Source organism: Streptomyces sp. NPDC040545 (assembly GCF_055595065.1).
Window position 1 is genome coordinate 40,998 of record NZ_JBVIWA010000011.1, and the last position, 16,205, is coordinate 57,202.

Here is a 16,205-nt window from a genome sequence, read left to right on the forward strand (position 1 = left end):
GAATGCCTTGGCCGAGAATGGACGCGTGCCAACGAACAAGCCGACATCCCAGAAGAAGCCCCAGGTGACGGCCTCCCCCGAACGGCGTCGTGAACTCCTCGACACCGCCGCCGAGGTCTTCGCCGCGCAGGGCTACAACGCCACCACCGTCCGCAAGATCGCCGACGCCGCCGGGATGCTCGCCGGCAGCCTCTACTACCACTTCGATTCCAAGGAATCGATGCTCGACGAGATCCTCTCGGCCTTCCTGACCGAACTGTGGGACGGGTACGACACCGTCCTCGCCGCCGGGCTCGGCCCCAGGGAGACCATCGAGGCCCTCGTCACCGAGTCCTTCCGGGAGATCGACCGGCACCGCGCCGCCGTCGCCATCTACCAGAAGGAGTCCCGCACCCTCTCCGCCCAGCCCCGCTTCCACTACCTGTCCGACTCGCAGCAGAAGTTCGAGAAAGCCTGGCTGGGGACGCTGGAGCGGGGCGTCGAGGCCCAGGTCTTCCGCGCCGACCTCGACATCCGCCTCACCTACCGCTTCGTGCGCGACACGGTGTGGGTCGCGGCCTCCTGGTACCGGCCGGGCGGACAGCACAGCCCCGAGGAGATCGCCCGCCAGTACCTGTCGATGGTGCTGGACGGGATCGCACTGCGCCCCACCTGACCGACCGACCCGACCGTCTGAGGAGTCCCGATGCCCGAGGCCTACATAGTCGATGCGGTACGCACGCCCGTGGGGCGGCGGGGCGGCGGTCTGTCCGCCGTCCACCCCGCCGACCTGGGCGCCCACGTCCTGAAGGCACTGATCGAGCGGTCCGGGGTGGACCCGGCCGCCGTGGAGGACGTGGTGTTCGGCTGTCTCGACACGGTGGGGCCGCAGGCGGGGGACATCGCCCGGACGGCCTGGCTGGCGGCCGGCCTGCCCGAGGAGGTGCCCGGGGTCACCGTCGACCGCCAGTGCGGGTCCTCGCAGCAGGCCGTGCACTTCGCGGCGCAGGGCGTCCTGTCCGGCACGCAGGACCTGGTGGTCGCGGGCGGCACCCAGAACATGTCGATGATCCCGATCGCCTTCGCCTCGCGGCAGGCGGCGGAGCCCCTCGGCCTCACGGAGGGGCCGTACGCGGGCTCGGCGGGCTGGCGGGCCCGGTACGGGGACGCCCCGGTGAACCAGTTCCACGGCGCCCAGCTCATCGCGCAGAAATGGGGGATCACCCGGCAGGACATGGAGGAGTTCGCGCTCCGCTCCCACCGGCGGGCGGTCCGGGCCATCGACGAGGGCCGCTTCGCGCGCGAGACGGTGGCGTACGGGGAGGTGAGCGTGGACGAGGGCCCGCGCCGGGACACGACCCTGGAGAAGATGGCCACCCTGGGGCCGGTGGTCGAGGGCGGCACCATCACGGCGGCCGTCTCCTCGCAGGTGTCGGACGGGGCCGCGGCGATGCTGATCGCCTCCGAGCGGGCGGTACGGGAACACGGCCTGCGGCCGCGCGCCCGCATCCACCACCTCTCGGTACGGGGCGAGGACCCCATCCGCATGCTGTCCGCGCCGATCCCGGCCACCGCCTACGCGCTGAAGAAGACCGGCATGTCGCTGGCCGACATCGACCTGGTGGAGATCAACGAGGCGTTCGCCCCGGTGGTGCTGGCCTGGCTGAAGGAGACCGGGGCCGACCCGGAGCGGGTCAACGTCAACGGCGGCGCGATCGCGCTCGGCCACCCGCTGGGCGCGACCGGGGTGAAGCTGATGACCACCCTCCTGCACGAACTGGAACGCACCGGCGGCCGTTTCGGCCTCCAGACGATGTGCGAGGGCGGCGGCCAGGCCAACGTCACCATCATCGAACGGCTGTAGGCGCCCGGACCGGCCCGCCGGTCACTCCGGGAGCAGGGCGAAGCCGAGGAGGACGGCCGCCTCGACGCGTACCGAGCCCGGGGTGAGGGCGCCGTCCTCCTCGGGGTCCCCGCCCTTCCGGCGGCCGTGGCTGTAGCTGCCCACCGACTCCGGGTCGACGTCCTCGATGTGGATGATCGGCCCCAGCCGCACCCCGCACGCCTGCGCGTACACCTCGGCCTTGCGCCGGGCGGCCGCCACCGCCCGGCGCCGGGCCTCGTCCCGCATCGCGGGCTTGTCCTCCACCTCGAACCGCACGGCGTCGACGCGGTTCGCACCGGCCGTCACCGCGTCCTCGATCAAAAGCTCCAGCCCGGCCAGCTCCTCCGTCCGCACGGTGTATGCGGCCTCGCAGCCGTATCCGTGGAAGGTCCGGTCCGCGCCGTAGCCCTTGTACTGCGAGGTGAGCTGCAGCCGGGAGCCGGACACGTCCGAGTCCGGTATGCCGTGCTCACGCAGGACGTCCCGCAGCCGGGTGACCGCCGCGCCCGCCTCGGCGAAGGCCGCCTTCGGCGTCGGGGCGAGGAGATCGACCGCCAGGTCCACGTGGGCGAGCCGGGGTTCGGCGGACACGCTGCCCGCGCCGAGCACACTGAGCCCCCAGGGCTCCTTGATCGCTGCCATTCCATGATCAAACCAGCTGGGGCGGGTCGCCGCCAGGGGCTTGTGCCGCCGGTACGGCCGTACCGGCCCGCCCTGTCCGACCCCTGGCCGACCCCTGACCGACCCCGGTCCGACCCCGCTCCTGCCTCGTAGGGATGAATCTTTTCGCCGTCGGCGGAGCCGGGCCGCCCGGTCGGGGCGGGCGTCCGCGAGGCCCAGGACCGCCCACGACCCAAGGGGGGCGGGGGATCCGGCCCGCGGACCACTCCACCCGGCCGGCCGGCGCACCGCGGGCCGGCGGGGCGGAGGGTGCAGGTCACACCACTCGCCCCGGGACTCCCCGCAGCGAGGTGTGCTAGCTTAGAGCTCGTTGCAGTTGTGGTACCCATGAACTTTATGTGCGCCTGACGGGAATGCTCCGCAGGCGCTTTTATTGTTTTGCCGGAATCTCCGGATGGGGCCCTTTGCCGCCTATTCAGGAGATTTAAAATGGCACTTGGCACCGTGAAGTGGTTCAACTCGGAAAAGGGCTTCGGCTTCATCGAGCAGGACGGTGGCGGCCCGGACGTCTTCGCCCACTACTCGAACATCGCCACCCAGGGCTTCCGTGAGCTCCAGGAGGGCCAGCGCGTGTCCTTCGACGTCACCCAGGGCCAGAAGGGCCCCCAGGCGGAGAACATCATCCCCGCCTAAGTTCTTCAGCATGCCGGGGTCCGCACCGCGAGGTGCGGGCCCCGGCTTGTCTGCTGTCTCGACCTTTGTTTTACCTGCCGGTTTCAGGAGGGCTTTCTCGCATGACCAGCTCCAGCTCCGCACGACCCAGCCGCCGCCCCACCCGGGGCCGAGGTGCGGCCCAGGGGCGTCCGAAGTCTGGCGCGGGACGGCAGAAGTCCGCGCCCGTCGCCCGGCCCCAGGAATTCACCATGCCCGAGCCGATCGACCCGGCGCTGCCGCCGGTCGAGTCGTTCGGGGACATGGACATGCCCGAGGCGCTGCTGAAGACCCTCGCCGCCCAGGGCGTCACCGAGCCGTTCCCGATCCAGGCCGCGACGCTGCCGAACTCCCTCGCCGGCCGTGACCTGCTCGGCCGCGGCCGTACCGGCTCCGGCAAGACGCTGGCCTTCGGCCTGGCGCTGCTGGCCCGTACCGCCGGCCGCCGCGCGCAGCCGAAGGCGCCGCTCGCGCTGGTCCTCGTACCGACCCGTGAGCTCGCGCAGCAGGTCACCGACGCCCTGGCCCCGTACGCCACGGCCGTCAACCTGCGCATCGCGACCGTCGTCGGCGGCATGTCGATCAACCGGCAGTCGGGCGCCCTGCGCCGCGGCGCCGAGGTGCTCGTCGCCACCCCCGGCCGCCTCAAGGACCTCATCGACCGCGGTGACGCCGACCTCTCGCAGGTCTCGATCACCGTCCTCGACGAGGCCGACCAGATGACCGACATGGGCTTCATGCCGCAGGTCACGGCGCTGCTCAAGCAGGTCGAGGCCGGCGGTCAGCGGATGCTGTTCTCGGCGACGCTGGACAAGAACATCGACAAGCTCGTCAAGATGTTCCTGACCGACCCGGTCGGCCACTCCGTCGACCCGTCGGCCGGTGCGGTCACCACCATGGAGCACCACGTCCTGTACGTCATGGACGAGACCGACAAGAAGGCCGTGGCGACGCGTATAGCCGCTCGCGACGGCCGGGTGATCATGTTCGTCGACACCAAGCGCGGGGTCGACCGCATGGTCAAGAAGCTGCTGGCGGACGGCGTGCGCGCCTCCGGCCTGCACGGCGGCCGCTCCCAGCCGCAGCGCAACCGCACCCTCGACTGGTTCAAGACGGGCGAGGTCACCGCGCTGGTCGCCACCAACGTCGCGGCCCGTGGCATCCACATCGACGACCTCGACCTGGTCGTCAACGTGGACCCGCCGACCGACCACAAGGACTACCTGCACCGCGGCGGCCGTACCGCCCGGGCCGGCGAGTCCGGCAGCGTGGTCACCCTGGTCCTCCCCGACCAGAAGCGGGACATGACCCGTCTGATGTCGGACGCCGGGATCTCCCCGCGCACCGCGCAGATCAAGTCCTCCGACGAGGAGCTGGCCCGGCTGACCGGCGCCAAGGAGCCCTCGGGCATCCCGGTCGTGCTGGAGGTTCCGCAGCCGACCGCGCCCAAGCCGCGTTCCGGCTCCGGTGCGGGCTCCGGCTCGCGCCGCCGCTCGGGCGGCGGGCCGCGCACCGGTGCCGCCACGGTCGGTGCTCCGGCGGCCGGCGGTCGCAGCCGCCGTTCCGGTGGGGGTGCCTCCGGGCAGGCCCCGGCGGCCTCCGGTTCGGGCCAGGCCCGGCGCGGCGGCCAGGGCGGCGGCGGGGCCGCCGGCTCCGGCGAGCGCGGCCGGCGCACCGGTGGCGGCGCCGCCTCCGGCGGTGCGGCCGCGGCTTCGGCGCGCAGCCGCGTCGGATCGGGTGGGCAGGGCCGCCGCCGCGCGATCTGACCGTACGCAGTGACCACGACGCCGGGCCGTGCTTCTCGCACGGCCCGGCGTCGTGCTGTCCGCTAGCGGACCATCCTGTCCTGGAGCTTCGCCAGCGTCCGCAGATCCAGGCCGAGACCCTGGGTCAGGTAACCGTAGAAGCTGCCGTAGTCGGCCTCCAGCTGCGCCGTCGCCGCGTTCAGGTAGTCCTGGCGGACCTCCTGGAGCGGGATCAGCAGGTCCGGGTTCTGCATCCGGCCCGACTGCTTGAGGCCCGCCCGCACCCGGGCGTCGTAGGCGCCGCGGAAGGTGTTCGACGCCAGGTAGTCGCGCTCCGCGGTGTCCTCGGGGACGGCGAGGGCGCGCAGCAGGACGTAACTCATCCAGCCGGTCCGGTCCTTGCCGGACGTGCAGTGGTACAGGACCGGGCCCTGGCGGCCGTCGGCGATCTCCCGCAGGGTCGCCGCGAACTGCGCCCGGTTCTCGGGGCTGCTCACGAAGGTGCGGTAGATGTCGCGCATGTAGGCCTCGGCGCGGCCGCCGCCGAGCATCTGCTCCTGGACGACGGGATCGCCGCTGCCGATCGCGCCGACGAGGGTTCCGTAGAGGCCGAGGTCGCTGACGGCGCGCGAGGTGGGGGAGAGCCCGGAGGGCAGCCGGTCGGCGCCGTCGTACTGGAGCTCCATCGGAATGCGGAAATCGACGACCTTCGTGAGGCCGAGACCGGAGACGGTGGTGACGTCGGCGTCGGTCAGCTTGCTCAGTGCGTCGGAGCGGTAGACCAGGCCCTGGCGGACCTGGCCGCCGGTCCAGGTGCGGTAGCCGCCGATGTCCCGGAGGTTGACGGCGCCCTGGAGGGGGATCTGTCGAATCGTTTCGGCTTGCTGCTGGTACTGGTGGTTCCGGGCGCTGACCCCGGCTCCGGGCGCCGCCGCCGCGTACGCGGCGGCGGGCAGGGTCCCGACGGCGAGAGCGGCGGCGGCCGCCGCTCTCGCCAGGCGGATGCGGGCACGGCTCATAGGGGCGACTCCTGTGACGGAGAAGGGGGATCACCCTGGTGGTGGCAGGGTGCGGAGCGAGTGCAGTGCTTCGAGTGATTCCAGTGCCTGTCGTGCTTCGGCCATGACGCGGGAGACGAGCTCCGCACAGGACGGAAGATCGTCGATCACCCCCGCGACCTGGCCCGATGCCATGACGCCGAGGTCCGTACGGCCCTCGACCATGGACGCCTTGAGGAGCATCGGGGTGTTCGCGGCGAGCAGGACCTGGCTCCAGGACAGGTCCTTGCCGTGTTTCATCGCGAGGCCGTCGCGGACCATCTGCGGCCAGCCCAGCCCGGACAGCTTGCGGAAGCCGGCCGCGTGCCGGACCGCCCGGACCAGCGCCCGGGCGCGGCCCGCCCGCTCCAGGGAGGCGACCAGCTCGGTACGGAGCATGCGGTGCGGCAGCCCGTCGACGGCCGTGGTGACGGTGACGTCCTTGACCGTGGCCTTCAGGTACTCGGCCTTCACGGCGTCCGGGACGGTCGAGTCCGAGGTCAGCAGGAACCGGGTGCCCATGGCGATGCCAGCGGCCCCGTACGACAGGGCAGCGACCAGGCCGCGCCCGTCGCTGAAACCGCCCGCCGCGATCACCGGGATGTCCACGGCGTCCACGACCTGCGGCAGCAGCACCGTCGTGGCCACGTCCCCCGTGTGACCTCCGCCCTCGCCGCCCTGCACGATCACCGCGTCGGCGCCCCACGCGGCCACCTTCTCGGCGTGCCGCCGGGCCCCGATCGACGGGATGACGACCACGCCCGCGTCCTTGAGCCGCCCGATCAGCTCCTCGGAGGGCGCCAGCGCGAACGAGGCGACCCGCACCCCCTCGTCGATGATCAGCTGGGCGCGCTCGGCCGCGTCCCCGGCGTCCGCCCGCAGATTGACGCCGAAGGGGGTCCCGTCCGGCGTGCGGGACTTGACCTCGCGGACCGCCGAACGCAGCTGGTCCAGCGTCATCGTGGCCGAGGCCAGGATGCCCAGCGCCCCCGCGTTGGCCGCGCCCGACACCAGGCGGGGGCCGGCGACCCAGCCCATGCCCGTCTGCACGATCGGGTGCTCGACACCGGCCAGCTTGGTGAATGCCGTTTCCATCGGATCAGCCCCGCACTTCGCGGTCGCGCAGCCCCTTGGGGTCGATCACCTCGCGGATCAGCCGCAGCTCGTCCGGCGTCGGCTCCCGCGTGTACGGGACCTCCTCGACGGCGGCCAGCTCGAACCCGGTGGCCGCCCGGACCTCCCCGACGGTGACCCCGGGGTGTACGGAGACCAGCCGCATCGAGTGACCGGGCCCGGCGAAGTCGAAGACGCCGAGATCGCTGACCACCCGGGGCAGACGGTGGAAGCGGGTCACCCCGGCCGCCTCCGCGCGGTCGTAGCCGACCCCGCTGACCATGTCGACGCGCTCGACGAACACCCGCTTCGAGTGCTTGGGCACCCAGTAACTCACCGGGTTGTTCAGGGTGTTCACGGGGGCGCCGCGCACCCCCAGGAGCTGGCGGGCCGGCCGCTCCCAGTCGCCGATGCACGAGATGTTCTGATTGCCGAACCGGTCGATCTGGCTGGCGCCCATCATCACGTGCCGCCGGCCGCCGGTGACCATCGTCAGATGGCGCCGGTACGGGAGCCAGCCCTCGGCCGTCCCGTCGAGGCCGACGAGCAGGGCCTCGCCGTCGGTCAGCAGCAGGTCGGGGGAGAAGGTCCGCTTCGCGAGCCGGGCCCCGAAGGAGGGGATCAGACCCATCGGGCTGGCGAGCACCTCGCCGTTGTCGCGCCAGGCCTCGGCGCAGGCGATCACGCAGTACTCGGCGCGGGAGACGGCGCGGGGCGCGGGGGTGGTGGCGTCGGTGTTCGTCACTGCTGCTCCTCGTGCCAGGTCCGGACGGCCAGCTGGTAGTCGTGCTCGCCCGCTCCGGACAGGAAGCGGCCGGCGAACTCGTCCCAGGGGGTGGCCGCGTACAGCTTCTGGAAGGCCTCGTCGCGGTCGTAGTCGGGGACGCAGGAGGTGAAGTGCGCCCCGTTCGGTGTTTCCACGACCCCGGTCACGGAGTGCCGGCTGACGAGGAGGGACTGCGGGGGCCCGGCCTTGGTGAGCTCGGCGGTCTCGACGAGCTGCTCGCAGGAGACGTAGGCGGCGTCGGCGGCCTCGCAGAAGAGGTCGTCGAAGTACGGGTCCGGGCCCAGGTACTGGGCGTTGCCGAGGCGGTCGGCGCGGTTGAGGTGGACCAGGGCGGCGTCCATGCGCAGGGCGGGGACGGCGACGAGCTCCTCGCCGTCGGCGTAGGGGGAGGTGACCGTGCGCAGCTGCGGGTTGACCCGCATCACGTCGGAGCCGAGGCCGGCGCGGACGGGGAGGAAGGGGAGCCGGTTGGCGGCGGCGTGCAGGCCCCACATGAACATGGCTTCGTCGAGCTCGGTGAGGGTGAAGGCGGCGGCCTCGCGGGCGGCCCGGAAGTGGGGCTCCAGGGGGATGGAGTCGAGGGTGGCGAAGGGGGCGACGAGGTGGCGGATGCGGCCGGCGGCGGCCAGCAGCCCGACGTCGGGGCCGCCGTAGGAGATCACGGTGAGATCGGTGATCTCGGAGCGGAGCAGTGCCCGCACCAGGGCCATGGGCTTGCGCCGGGATCCCCAGCCGCCGATGCCGATGGTCATCCCGCTGCGCAGCTGTCCGACCACCTCGTCGGGGGTCATGGACTTGTCGGTCATGCGCGCTCTTCCTTCCCGAAGGTGTCGCGGACCCGGTCGGCCACCCCGATGAGGTTGGCCTCGAAGGTGAAGCCCTGCTCGAAGCGGTAGCTGCGGCGCACGTCCACGGGGTCGATCCCGTTGATGGCCGCCTTGGCGAGCCGGATCAGGTAGCCGTCCTTCTTCGCGATCTCGGCGGCCAGCTCCAGGGCGGCGGCGCGCAGCTCCGTACGCGGGACCACCTTCCAGACCGAGCCGTGGGCGTGCAGTTCGGCGGCGGTCGCGGTGCGCGAGGTGTAGTACAGCGCGCGCATCAGGTGCTGCGGGACCAGCCGCGCCAGGTGGGTGGCGGCGCCGAGCGCGCCCCGGTCCAGCTCGGGCAGCCCGAAGGTGGCGTCCTCGGAGGCGACGATCGCGTCGGCGTTGCCGACGAGCCCGATGCCGCCGCCCAGGCAGAACCCGTGCACGGCCGCGACCACCGGCACCTCGCACTCGTACACGGCGGCGAAGGCCTCGTAGCAGCCCCGGTTGGCGCCGACCAGGGCGGCGTGTCCGCTGTCGCGCTGCATCTCCTTGATGTCGACGCCGGCGTTGAAGCCGCGGCCCTCGGCGGCGAGGACGACGCACCGGATCCCGGGGTCGCGTCCGGCCGCCCGCAGGGCGTCGGCGAGGTCGTACCAGCCCTGCACCGGGAGCGCGTTGACGGGTGGGAAGTCGACTGTGACGAGTGCGATGCCCTTGTCGGGGCTGGAGGTGGAGACACCCATGAGCGGATCAGCTACCTTTCCACCAAACATTTGTTAGGCGAGGAAGGTAGCAGCCTATGGAGCTCGACGGGAGGGTCGTCGTCGTCACCGGAGGGACCCGGGGCGTCGGCGCCGGGATCGCCCGGTCGTTCCTCGCGGCCGGCGCGGAGGTCGTCGTCTGCGCCCGGCGGCCGCCGGAGGAACCGGTCTCGGCGGACGGCAGGAAGGCCTCCTTCAACGCCGTCGACCTGCGCAACCCCGCTGCCGTACACGACTTCTTCGGCACGGTCGCCGGCCGGTACGGGCGCCTCGACTGCCTGGTCAACAACGCCGGCGGCACCCCGTACCGGCTGCTGGGAGAGGGCGAGGCCGAACGCCACGCCCGGGTCGTCGAGCTGAACCTGGTGGCGCCGATGACGGCCTCGCTCGCCGCGTACCCGTGGCTGCGGGAGGCCCGCGGCTCGGTGGTGATGATCGGCAGCGTCAGCGGGACCCGGCCCTCGCCGGGGACGGCGGCGTACGGGGCGGCGAAGGCGGGCCTGGAGAACCTGGCCCGGTCCATGGCCGTGGAGTGGGCGCCCGAGGTACGGGTGAACTCGCTGGTCCTGGGCATGGTGCGGACCGAGCTGGCGCACCTGCACTACGGGGACGAGGCCGGGGTCGCGGCCGTGTCCGCGACCGTCCCGCTCGGGCGGCTGGCCCAGCCCTCGGACGTGGGGGAGGCGGCGGTGTTCCTGGCCTCCGGCCGGGCGGCGTACGTGAGCGGGGCGAGCCTGCTGGTGCACGGGGGCGGGGAGCGCCCGGCGTTCCTGGACGCGGCAACTGTCAACAAGGAGAGCTGAGATGGCGGGACTGTGTGAAGGCCGGGTCGTGATCGTGACGGGCGCGGGGCGGGGGCTGGGGCGGGCCCATGCGCTGGCCTTCGCGGCGGAGGGGGCGAAGGTCGTCGTGAACGACCTCGGGGTCGGGCTCGACGGACTGCCGGGGCCGGACGGCCCGGCGGCCCAGGTGGTCGCCGAGATCGAGGCGCTCGGCGGGGAGGCGGTGGCGCACGGCGGGGACATCGCGACCTCCGGTGGCGCGACCTCCCTCGTGGAGACGGCGCTCGGCGCATTCGGGCGCCTGGACACCCTGGTCAACAACGCCGGGTTCCTGCGGGACCGGATGCTGGTCAACCTGGACGAGGACGACTGGGACGCGGTCATGCGCGTCCACCTGAAGGGGCATTTCCTGCCGCTGAAGGCGGCGGCCCGGTGGTGGCGGGCCGAGGCGAAGGCCGGCCGGCAGGTCGCGGCCCGGGTGGTCAACACCTCCTCGGGGGCCGGGCTGCTGGGCTCGGTCGGCCAGGGCAACTACAGCGCGGCCAAGGCCGGCATCCTCGGCCTCACCGTGGTCGCGGCGCAGGAGATGGGCCGCTACGGGGTCCAGGTCAACGCGATCGCCCCGGCGGCGCGGACCCGGATGACGGAGCGGACCTTCGCGCAGACCATGGCCGCCCCCGAGGCGGGCGGCTTCGACGCGATGGCCCCGGAGAACGTGTCCCCGCTGGTGGTGTGGCTGGGGGCGGACGCCTCGGCGGGGGTCACGGGCCGGGTCTTCGAGGCGGAGGGCGGCCGGATCACGGTCATGGAGGGCTGGCGGCCCGGCCCCACGGCCGACCGCGACTCCCGCTGGACCCCTGCCGAGGCGGGCGAGGCCACGCTGAAACTCCTCGCCGCGGCGCAGGCTCCGCTGCCGGTGTACGGCGCGCGGTAGCGGGAAGCCGGTCCGGTCCCGGCGGCGGCGGCGGAGGCTATGGTTCCTGGTCCGGGACACGAGCCGAAGGGACACGAACCGACGATGGCCGTCACGCCGACCCCGCAGAAGATCACCACGTTCCTGATGTTCGAGGGGCGGGCCGAGGAAGCCATGGGCTTCTACGTCTCGCTCTTCGACGACGCCGAGGTGCTCGCCGTCAGCCGTTACGGCCCCGACGAGACCGGACCCGGGGCCGGGCCCGCGGGAACGGTGCGCCACGCGACCTTCTCCCTGGCCGGCCAGCAGTTCATGTGCATCGACAGCCCGGCCCAGCACGCGTTCGGCTTCACGCCCGCGGTATCGCTGTACGTCCAGTGCGAGGACGACGCCGAGATCGACCGCCTCTACCGCGCGCTCGCCGAGCAGGGCCAGGAGCTGATGCCGCTGGGCTCGTACGGATTCAGCCACCGGTTCGGCTGGGTGAACGACCGCTTCGGCGTCTCCTGGCAGCTGAACGTCGCGGCCCCGCCCAGCGCGGGCGGGTGACGGGACGGGCTCAGGCCCCGGCGCCGCCCGGCCGGGGCTGGTCCAGGCCGAGCATCTCCAGGGCAGAGTCCATCTCCGCCTGGAACAGCACGCGGGGGTTGGCCTCGGGGCCGAACTGACCGTAGACCTCCAGCGCGACGGGGCCGTACATACGGCCCCACACGCGCAGCGAGGCCAGCAGCGCCTGCGGCGGCAGGTGGGGGAAGCACTCCCGGGCGAGGGCCGCGAGGGAGGGCACGAAGTCGCTCCACTGCGCCTCGGCCCGCTTGAGCTGCTCGGGAGCGGCGGGCCAGGCGGCGTCCACCAGGCCGAGGAGGATCATGCAGCACCGGCGGGCGGCCGCCACGACGATGTCGTGGGTCGGCGCGTACCCCGGCGAGCTGTCCCCGTAGGTGAGGCGGAACTCCGCCGGGCGGGTCCGGGCCCACTCCCGGAAGGTGTCCGCGACCGCGAGGAGCCGGGCCGCGGTCGCCTCCTCGGGGAGCGCGTCGCGGCTTCTACCCCCGTACAAACACCGTTTACTTACCTTACCGTGTTGACGAACCGCAACTCGGCAGACCTCCTCCGGCCCTTGGCTGGGGGCGGGTCTGCGCGGTGAACAGCATCGAGCACAGGATCGCCGCGAAGGCCGCGAAGGCCGCGATGACCAGCAGCGTCAGGCGGCGGTTGATGCCCGTCCGGAGCGAGGGGTAGCGGGCGTCGGAGGGCAGGATCTTCGGGCCCGCCGCCCCGGGGGCGGTGGAGGCGGCGGCGTCCGTGGCGGTGAGGGGGCCGGCTGCCCCGGCGCCCGCGGCGACGGCCGAGGCGGCGAGGAATCCGCGGCGGTCCAGATGCGGCATGACAGGTTCCCTTGCGTGGCGCGAGTGCGGTACGGGGCTGTGCGATGGGTAGGCCGTCTCTTCCGGATCTTGCCGGGTCAGGCAAGATCCGGAAGAGACGGCCTGGGTGTGAAGCCGGGCCCCGGAGGCGAGCGGGGGGCTCTGTGCGCCTCCGGGGCCCGGGGTCTGGGGGGTTGGGCAGGGCTGTCCTGCCGGTCAGGCGTTGGCGCCGCCGTCGACGGTCAGGGTGGTGCCCGTGACGAAGGAGGCCTCGTCGCTCGCCAGGTAGAGGACCGCGCTCGCGATCTCCGCGGCCCGGCCGTAGCGGCCGAAGATGTTCAGGCCGCGCTGGAAGTCGGCGGACGGGCCGTCGGCGGGGTTCATGTCGGTGTCGATGGAGCCGGGCGCCACCTGGTTGACGGTGATGGCGCGTTCGCCCAGGTCGCGGGCGAGGCCCACGGTCAGGCCCTGGATCGCCGCCTTCGACATGGCGTACGGGGTGAAGCCCGCGGCGGGGACCTGCGTGGCGAGGCAGGAGCCGACGTTGACGATGCGGCCGCCGTCGGGCATCGCCAGGGAGACGGCCTGCGCGGTGAGGAAGGCGCCGCGGACGTTGATGTCCAGGGTCCGGTCGAGGGTGGCCAGCGGCACCTCGGCGAGCGGCGGGCAGGTCATGTCCGCGTAGCCGGCGTTGTTGACGAGGATGCGGACCGGGCCGAGTTCGCGCACGACCCGGTCCACCGCGGCCGTCACGGCCTCGGCGTCGGCGGCGTCGGCCTCGACGGCCACGGCGCGGCGTCCGAGGGCCCGTACCTGCCCGGCGACCTCCTCGGCCTGTTCCTTGTTCGAGCGGTAGGTGATCGCGACGTCGGCGCCGTGGGCGGCGAGCGTACGGGCGATCTCGGCGCCGATGCCGCGGGAGCCGCCGGTCACCAGGGCCACGCCGTGGAGAGTGGTCGTCACATCGATTCCTGTTCTGTGCGGGGGAGTGGGGTGAAGGGAAAGGGTGGCGGGCTCAGGCCGTGGCGGGCTGCCGCTCGGGGGCGGCCGGGGTACCGCCGCCGCTGCCGTCCTTCTTGGCGCGCAGGTCCGGCAGGAGGGTGAACAGGCCGAGGAAGGCCATGATCACGCCGAGTACGAGCGGGGCCCGGAGCCCGTAGGCGTTGATGCCGACACCGCCGAGCCAGGAGCCGATGCCGATGCCGAGAGTGATGAAGGAGGAGTGCACGGTGTTGACTAGCGGGCGGGCGTTCGCGGTGCGCTGGACCCTGGTGATCATGCAGGGGTTCATGGTGACGCCGACCAGGCCGATGCCCATCATGAAGACCAGCGCGGGCGCGGTGACCTCGGCGAAGACGGCGAAGCCGGCGAGGAAGACCATGTTGAGCCCGAGGCCGACGAGCTGGGTCACGATGGTGTGCTTGTCGGCGAAGCGGCCCACGATGTTGTTGCCGACGACGGTCGCGGCTCCGTAGGCGACCAGCAGCCAGGGCACCGAGCCCTCGCTGAAGCCGGTGAGCTCGGTGAGGATCGGCGTGAAGTAGCTGAAGGCGGAGAAGGTGGCGCCGATGATCAGCGTGGAGGTGGAGAACACCAGCCACAGCCGTGGGTTCTTGAAGGCGCGCATCTCCTCCTTGACGGAGGGTCCGGTCTCCCCCTCGGCGCCGGTCACGGAGGGGACGCCGAGGATCGTGGCGAGGGCCGCGAGCACGGTCAGCCCCGAGATCGCCCAGAAGGCGGCCCGCCAGCCGAACTGGCCGCCGACGAAGGTGGAGATGGGCAGGCCGAGCAGGGTGCCGAGCATCAGCCCGTTCATGGCGGCGCCGATCGCCTTGCCGCGCATCTCCGGCTTGGTGATCTCGGCGACGACCGAGAGCGAGACGCCGAAGAAGGCGGAGGAGGCGACACCCGTGACGACGCGCCCGACGGCCATCGTCACGTAGTCGGTGGACAGGGCGGCCAGGACGTTGCCGCCGAGGAAGACCGCGAAGAGCACCATCAGGGCGCTCTTGTGCGGGAGCCTCAGCACGGCGGTGGCCAGGAACGGCCCGCCGAGGGCCATGGCGACGGCGAACGCGGTGATCAGGTAGCCGACTTGGGGGATGGTGGCTCCGAGTCCCTCGGAAATCTGGGGCATCAGGCCGGCCACCACGAATTCGCTGGTGACCATGGCGAAGATGCCGAGGGCGAGGACGTACACGGCCTTGGGCACGACCGTCACAACCTTTCCATAACTAAACGATCGTTCCAGAACGTGGGCAGGCGCAACCCAGGTGCGGGACAAGGTGATTGAGGGTCAGTCAGTCGGTCGGCCGGTCCATTGCGCCGGACGTCGCAGGGGTGTCAGCCGGTACAGGACAGGCCCCTGAGGGCCTCGTCGACGACCTGGGTCAGGTAGGCCCGGTCCGCCGCCCGCTCCATGACGCGCAGCCCCTGGGTGAGGGTGACGAGGAGGCGGGCGGTGGAGCGCACGTCGGTGCCGGGCGCGAGCTCCCCGGCCGCCCGGGCCCGCAGCAGGAGGTAGGCGAAGGCCTCCTCCAGGGAGCCCAGCGCGCCGCCGAGCCGTTCGGCGGCCTTCGCGTCCCCCGGCAGCCGCTCCAGCACGCCGTGGGTGACCATGCACCCGCCGCGCAGCGGATCGGCCAGCGCGGAGTCGACGTAGGAGAGGAGGAAGGCGCGCAGGACCGGCAGGGCGGGACCCTCGTCGGACTCGGCGAGGCTCTCCTGCGCCCGGTCCGCCTCGACGGCGCAGTACAGGTCCAGCGCCTTGAGGTAGAGGTCGTGCTTGGAGCCGTAGGCGGCGTACATGCTGGAGCGGTTGATGCCCAGCGCGTCCACCAGGTGCTGGATCGAGGTGGCCTCGTACCCCTGGCGGCGGAAGAGCTCCATGGCCGCCACGAGGGCGGTCTGCGGGTCGAACTCCTTGGGCCTTGCCATGAGCACGAGGCTACCCCATTCCCAACCGTTCGTTTCAGAAAGACGGCACGACAGTCCGGGCTCAGTCGAGGTCGGCCGGAATCACGCCGTACCGCGCCCCCACCTCGGCCACGCCCGGAGGGTCCTCCACCGGCACCGGCACACCCGCAGTGGGCTCCGTACCGGCCTCCAGGAAGAAGTCTCCACCCCGCCCGGCGTGAAGATCAGCAGCAGCTTCGCCGTGTGCAGGGAGTGGTTGTGGAACTGGTGCGCCGTGCCGCGCGGCACGAACACGAAGTCCCCGGTGGCCGCCTCGTACGTGTTCTCGCCGACGCGGATGGTCAGCCGGCCGTCCAGGACGGAGAAGGCCTCGTCCTCGTCGGCGTGGCGGTGCGGCGGAGGGCCGCCGGCGGGCGGCACGGAGGCCTCCAGCACGGCGATGGAACCGCCGGTCTCGACGGCGCCCGCCTTGACGCTGTACACGTCACCGGACAGCCAGGTGGCCTTGCCGCCGCCCGCCGGCACGTGCAGGACCCGCCGCACCTCGGTGGGCACCTCGGCCTGCTGGGTCGCTTCGAACAAAGAAGGATGGCGTCCGGTGTGGCGTGCAGCGGGCCGGTCCGCTTGGGCTCGGAGAAGGAGAAGGAGCGCTCCTCGGGCACGAACAGGTCGGTGCAGGAGTAGTCCTGCGAGCCGGAGCCGGCCAGCCCGGTGGTGTGCCAGGTGTCGTGGAACTCGTAGTCGCCGGGGCGGGCGATCATCACCCGCCAGTGGCGCGC

Annotated in this window: 19 protein-coding genes; 7 read left to right on the forward strand and 12 right to left on the reverse strand. The window is 72.4% G+C overall.

The features are described 5' to 3' along the window. Window positions 1-25 precede the first annotated feature (25 nt). Entirely contained in the window at window positions 26-655 is a 630-nt protein-coding gene (locus tag ACZ573_RS21405; protein ID WP_161293438.1) for a TetR/AcrR family transcriptional regulator, read from the forward strand. Between the two features lie 30 nt (window positions 656-685). Further along, window positions 686-1,843 (forward strand): acetyl-CoA C-acetyltransferase, encoded by a 1,158-nt coding sequence (locus ACZ573_RS21410; protein ID WP_471306514.1) that lies wholly within the window; start codon window positions 686-688, stop codon window positions 1,841-1,843. 21 nt (window positions 1,844-1,864) lie between these two features. Here the strand turns inward: ACZ573_RS21410 and ACZ573_RS21415 are convergent, their stop codons facing one another. After that, window positions 1,865-2,506: an SIMPL domain-containing protein gene (locus ACZ573_RS21415; protein ID WP_471306517.1), complete on the reverse strand. Its 642-nt coding sequence runs from the start codon at window positions 2,504-2,506 to the stop codon at window positions 1,865-1,867. A 468-nt stretch (window positions 2,507-2,974) separates the two neighbouring features. Between ACZ573_RS21415 and ACZ573_RS21420 the strand changes: the two genes are divergently transcribed. Beyond that, window positions 2,975-3,178 (forward strand): cold-shock protein, encoded by a 204-nt coding sequence (locus ACZ573_RS21420; RefSeq protein ID WP_030010141.1) that lies wholly within the window; start codon window positions 2,975-2,977, stop codon window positions 3,176-3,178. A 101-nt stretch (window positions 3,179-3,279) separates the two neighbouring features. Then, on the forward strand, window positions 3,280-4,962 hold the full coding sequence (locus ACZ573_RS21425; protein WP_471306522.1) for a DEAD/DEAH box helicase: 1,683 nt from the start codon (window positions 3,280-3,282) through the stop codon (window positions 4,960-4,962). Window positions 4,963-5,024: 62 nt separating this feature from the next. Here the strand turns inward: ACZ573_RS21425 and ACZ573_RS21430 are convergent, their stop codons facing one another. The 5 genes from ACZ573_RS21430 to ACZ573_RS21450 are packed head-to-tail and all read right to left on the reverse strand — an operon-like array spanning window position 5,025 to window position 9,430. Then, window positions 5,025-5,960, reverse strand: coding sequence for a tyrosine-protein phosphatase (locus tag ACZ573_RS21430; protein ID WP_471306525.1), 936 nt, complete (start codon window positions 5,958-5,960; stop codon window positions 5,025-5,027). Between the two features lie 30 nt (window positions 5,961-5,990). Next, the gene (locus ACZ573_RS21435; RefSeq protein ID WP_471306528.1) at window positions 5,991-7,073 is read right to left on the reverse strand and encodes an NAD(P)H-dependent flavin oxidoreductase; all 1,083 of its coding nucleotides are present in this window, start codon (window positions 7,071-7,073) and stop codon (window positions 5,991-5,993) included. Window positions 7,074-7,077: 4 nt separating this feature from the next. Then, window positions 7,078-7,836, reverse strand: a complete 759-nt coding sequence (locus ACZ573_RS21440) for a CoA-transferase subunit beta (protein WP_471306531.1) — start codon at window positions 7,834-7,836, stop codon at window positions 7,078-7,080. Further along, window positions 7,833-8,684 (reverse strand): CoA transferase subunit A, encoded by an 852-nt coding sequence (locus tag ACZ573_RS21445; RefSeq protein ID WP_471306535.1) that lies wholly within the window; start codon window positions 8,682-8,684, stop codon window positions 7,833-7,835. The genes ACZ573_RS21440 and ACZ573_RS21445 overlap by 4 nt, the downstream gene beginning before the upstream one ends. After that, complete coding sequence (locus ACZ573_RS21450) at window positions 8,681-9,430, reverse strand: enoyl-CoA hydratase family protein (protein WP_471306537.1); 750 nt, start codon at window positions 9,428-9,430, stop codon at window positions 8,681-8,683. Before ACZ573_RS21450 ends, ACZ573_RS21445 begins: the two co-directional genes overlap by 4 nt. A 56-nt stretch (window positions 9,431-9,486) precedes the next feature. Here ACZ573_RS21450 and ACZ573_RS21455 point away from each other — a divergent pair, with 56 nt between their 5' ends. The 3 genes from ACZ573_RS21455 to ACZ573_RS21465 all read left to right on the forward strand — a co-directional run bounded on the left by ACZ573_RS21455 (window position 9,487) and on the right by ACZ573_RS21465 (window position 11,692). Further along, on the forward strand, window positions 9,487-10,251 hold the full coding sequence (locus ACZ573_RS21455; protein WP_471306539.1) for an SDR family oxidoreductase: 765 nt from the start codon (window positions 9,487-9,489) through the stop codon (window positions 10,249-10,251). Between the two features lies 1 nt (window position 10,252). Beyond that, a complete protein-coding gene (locus tag ACZ573_RS21460) occupies window positions 10,253-11,164 on the forward strand; it encodes an SDR family oxidoreductase (RefSeq protein WP_471306541.1) in 912 nt (303 codons plus the stop codon). A gap of 84 nt (window positions 11,165-11,248) precedes the next feature. Continuing rightward, the gene (locus ACZ573_RS21465) at window positions 11,249-11,692 is read left to right on the forward strand and encodes a VOC family protein (RefSeq protein ID WP_351159461.1); all 444 of its coding nucleotides are present in this window, start codon (window positions 11,249-11,251) and stop codon (window positions 11,690-11,692) included. 10 nt (window positions 11,693-11,702) lie between these two features. Here the strand turns inward: ACZ573_RS21465 and ACZ573_RS21470 are convergent, their stop codons facing one another. The 6 genes from ACZ573_RS21470 to ACZ573_RS21495 form a co-directional block, all read right to left on the reverse strand. Continuing rightward, window positions 11,703-12,203, reverse strand: coding sequence for a TetR-like C-terminal domain-containing protein (locus ACZ573_RS21470; protein ID WP_471306543.1), 501 nt, complete (start codon window positions 12,201-12,203; stop codon window positions 11,703-11,705). Window positions 12,204-12,219: 16 nt separating this feature from the next. Continuing rightward, the gene (locus tag ACZ573_RS21475) at window positions 12,220-12,531 is read right to left on the reverse strand and encodes a hypothetical protein (protein WP_471306546.1); all 312 of its coding nucleotides are present in this window, start codon (window positions 12,529-12,531) and stop codon (window positions 12,220-12,222) included. Window positions 12,532-12,726: 195 nt separating this feature from the next. Next, on the reverse strand, window positions 12,727-13,479 hold the full coding sequence (locus tag ACZ573_RS21480) for an SDR family NAD(P)-dependent oxidoreductase (RefSeq protein ID WP_471306811.1): 753 nt from the start codon (window positions 13,477-13,479) through the stop codon (window positions 12,727-12,729). A gap of 46 nt (window positions 13,480-13,525) precedes the next feature. Continuing rightward, entirely contained in the window at window positions 13,526-14,722 is a 1,197-nt protein-coding gene (locus tag ACZ573_RS21485; protein WP_471306547.1) for an MFS transporter, read from the reverse strand. Between the two features lie 131 nt (window positions 14,723-14,853). Then, window positions 14,854-15,447, reverse strand: coding sequence for a TetR/AcrR family transcriptional regulator (locus ACZ573_RS21490; protein ID WP_471306549.1), 594 nt, complete (start codon window positions 15,445-15,447; stop codon window positions 14,854-14,856). A gap of 81 nt (window positions 15,448-15,528) precedes the next feature. Next, the gene (locus tag ACZ573_RS21495) at window positions 15,529-16,008 is read right to left on the reverse strand and encodes a cupin domain-containing protein (protein WP_471306550.1); all 480 of its coding nucleotides are present in this window, start codon (window positions 16,006-16,008) and stop codon (window positions 15,529-15,531) included. Window positions 16,009-16,205 lie beyond the last annotated feature (197 nt).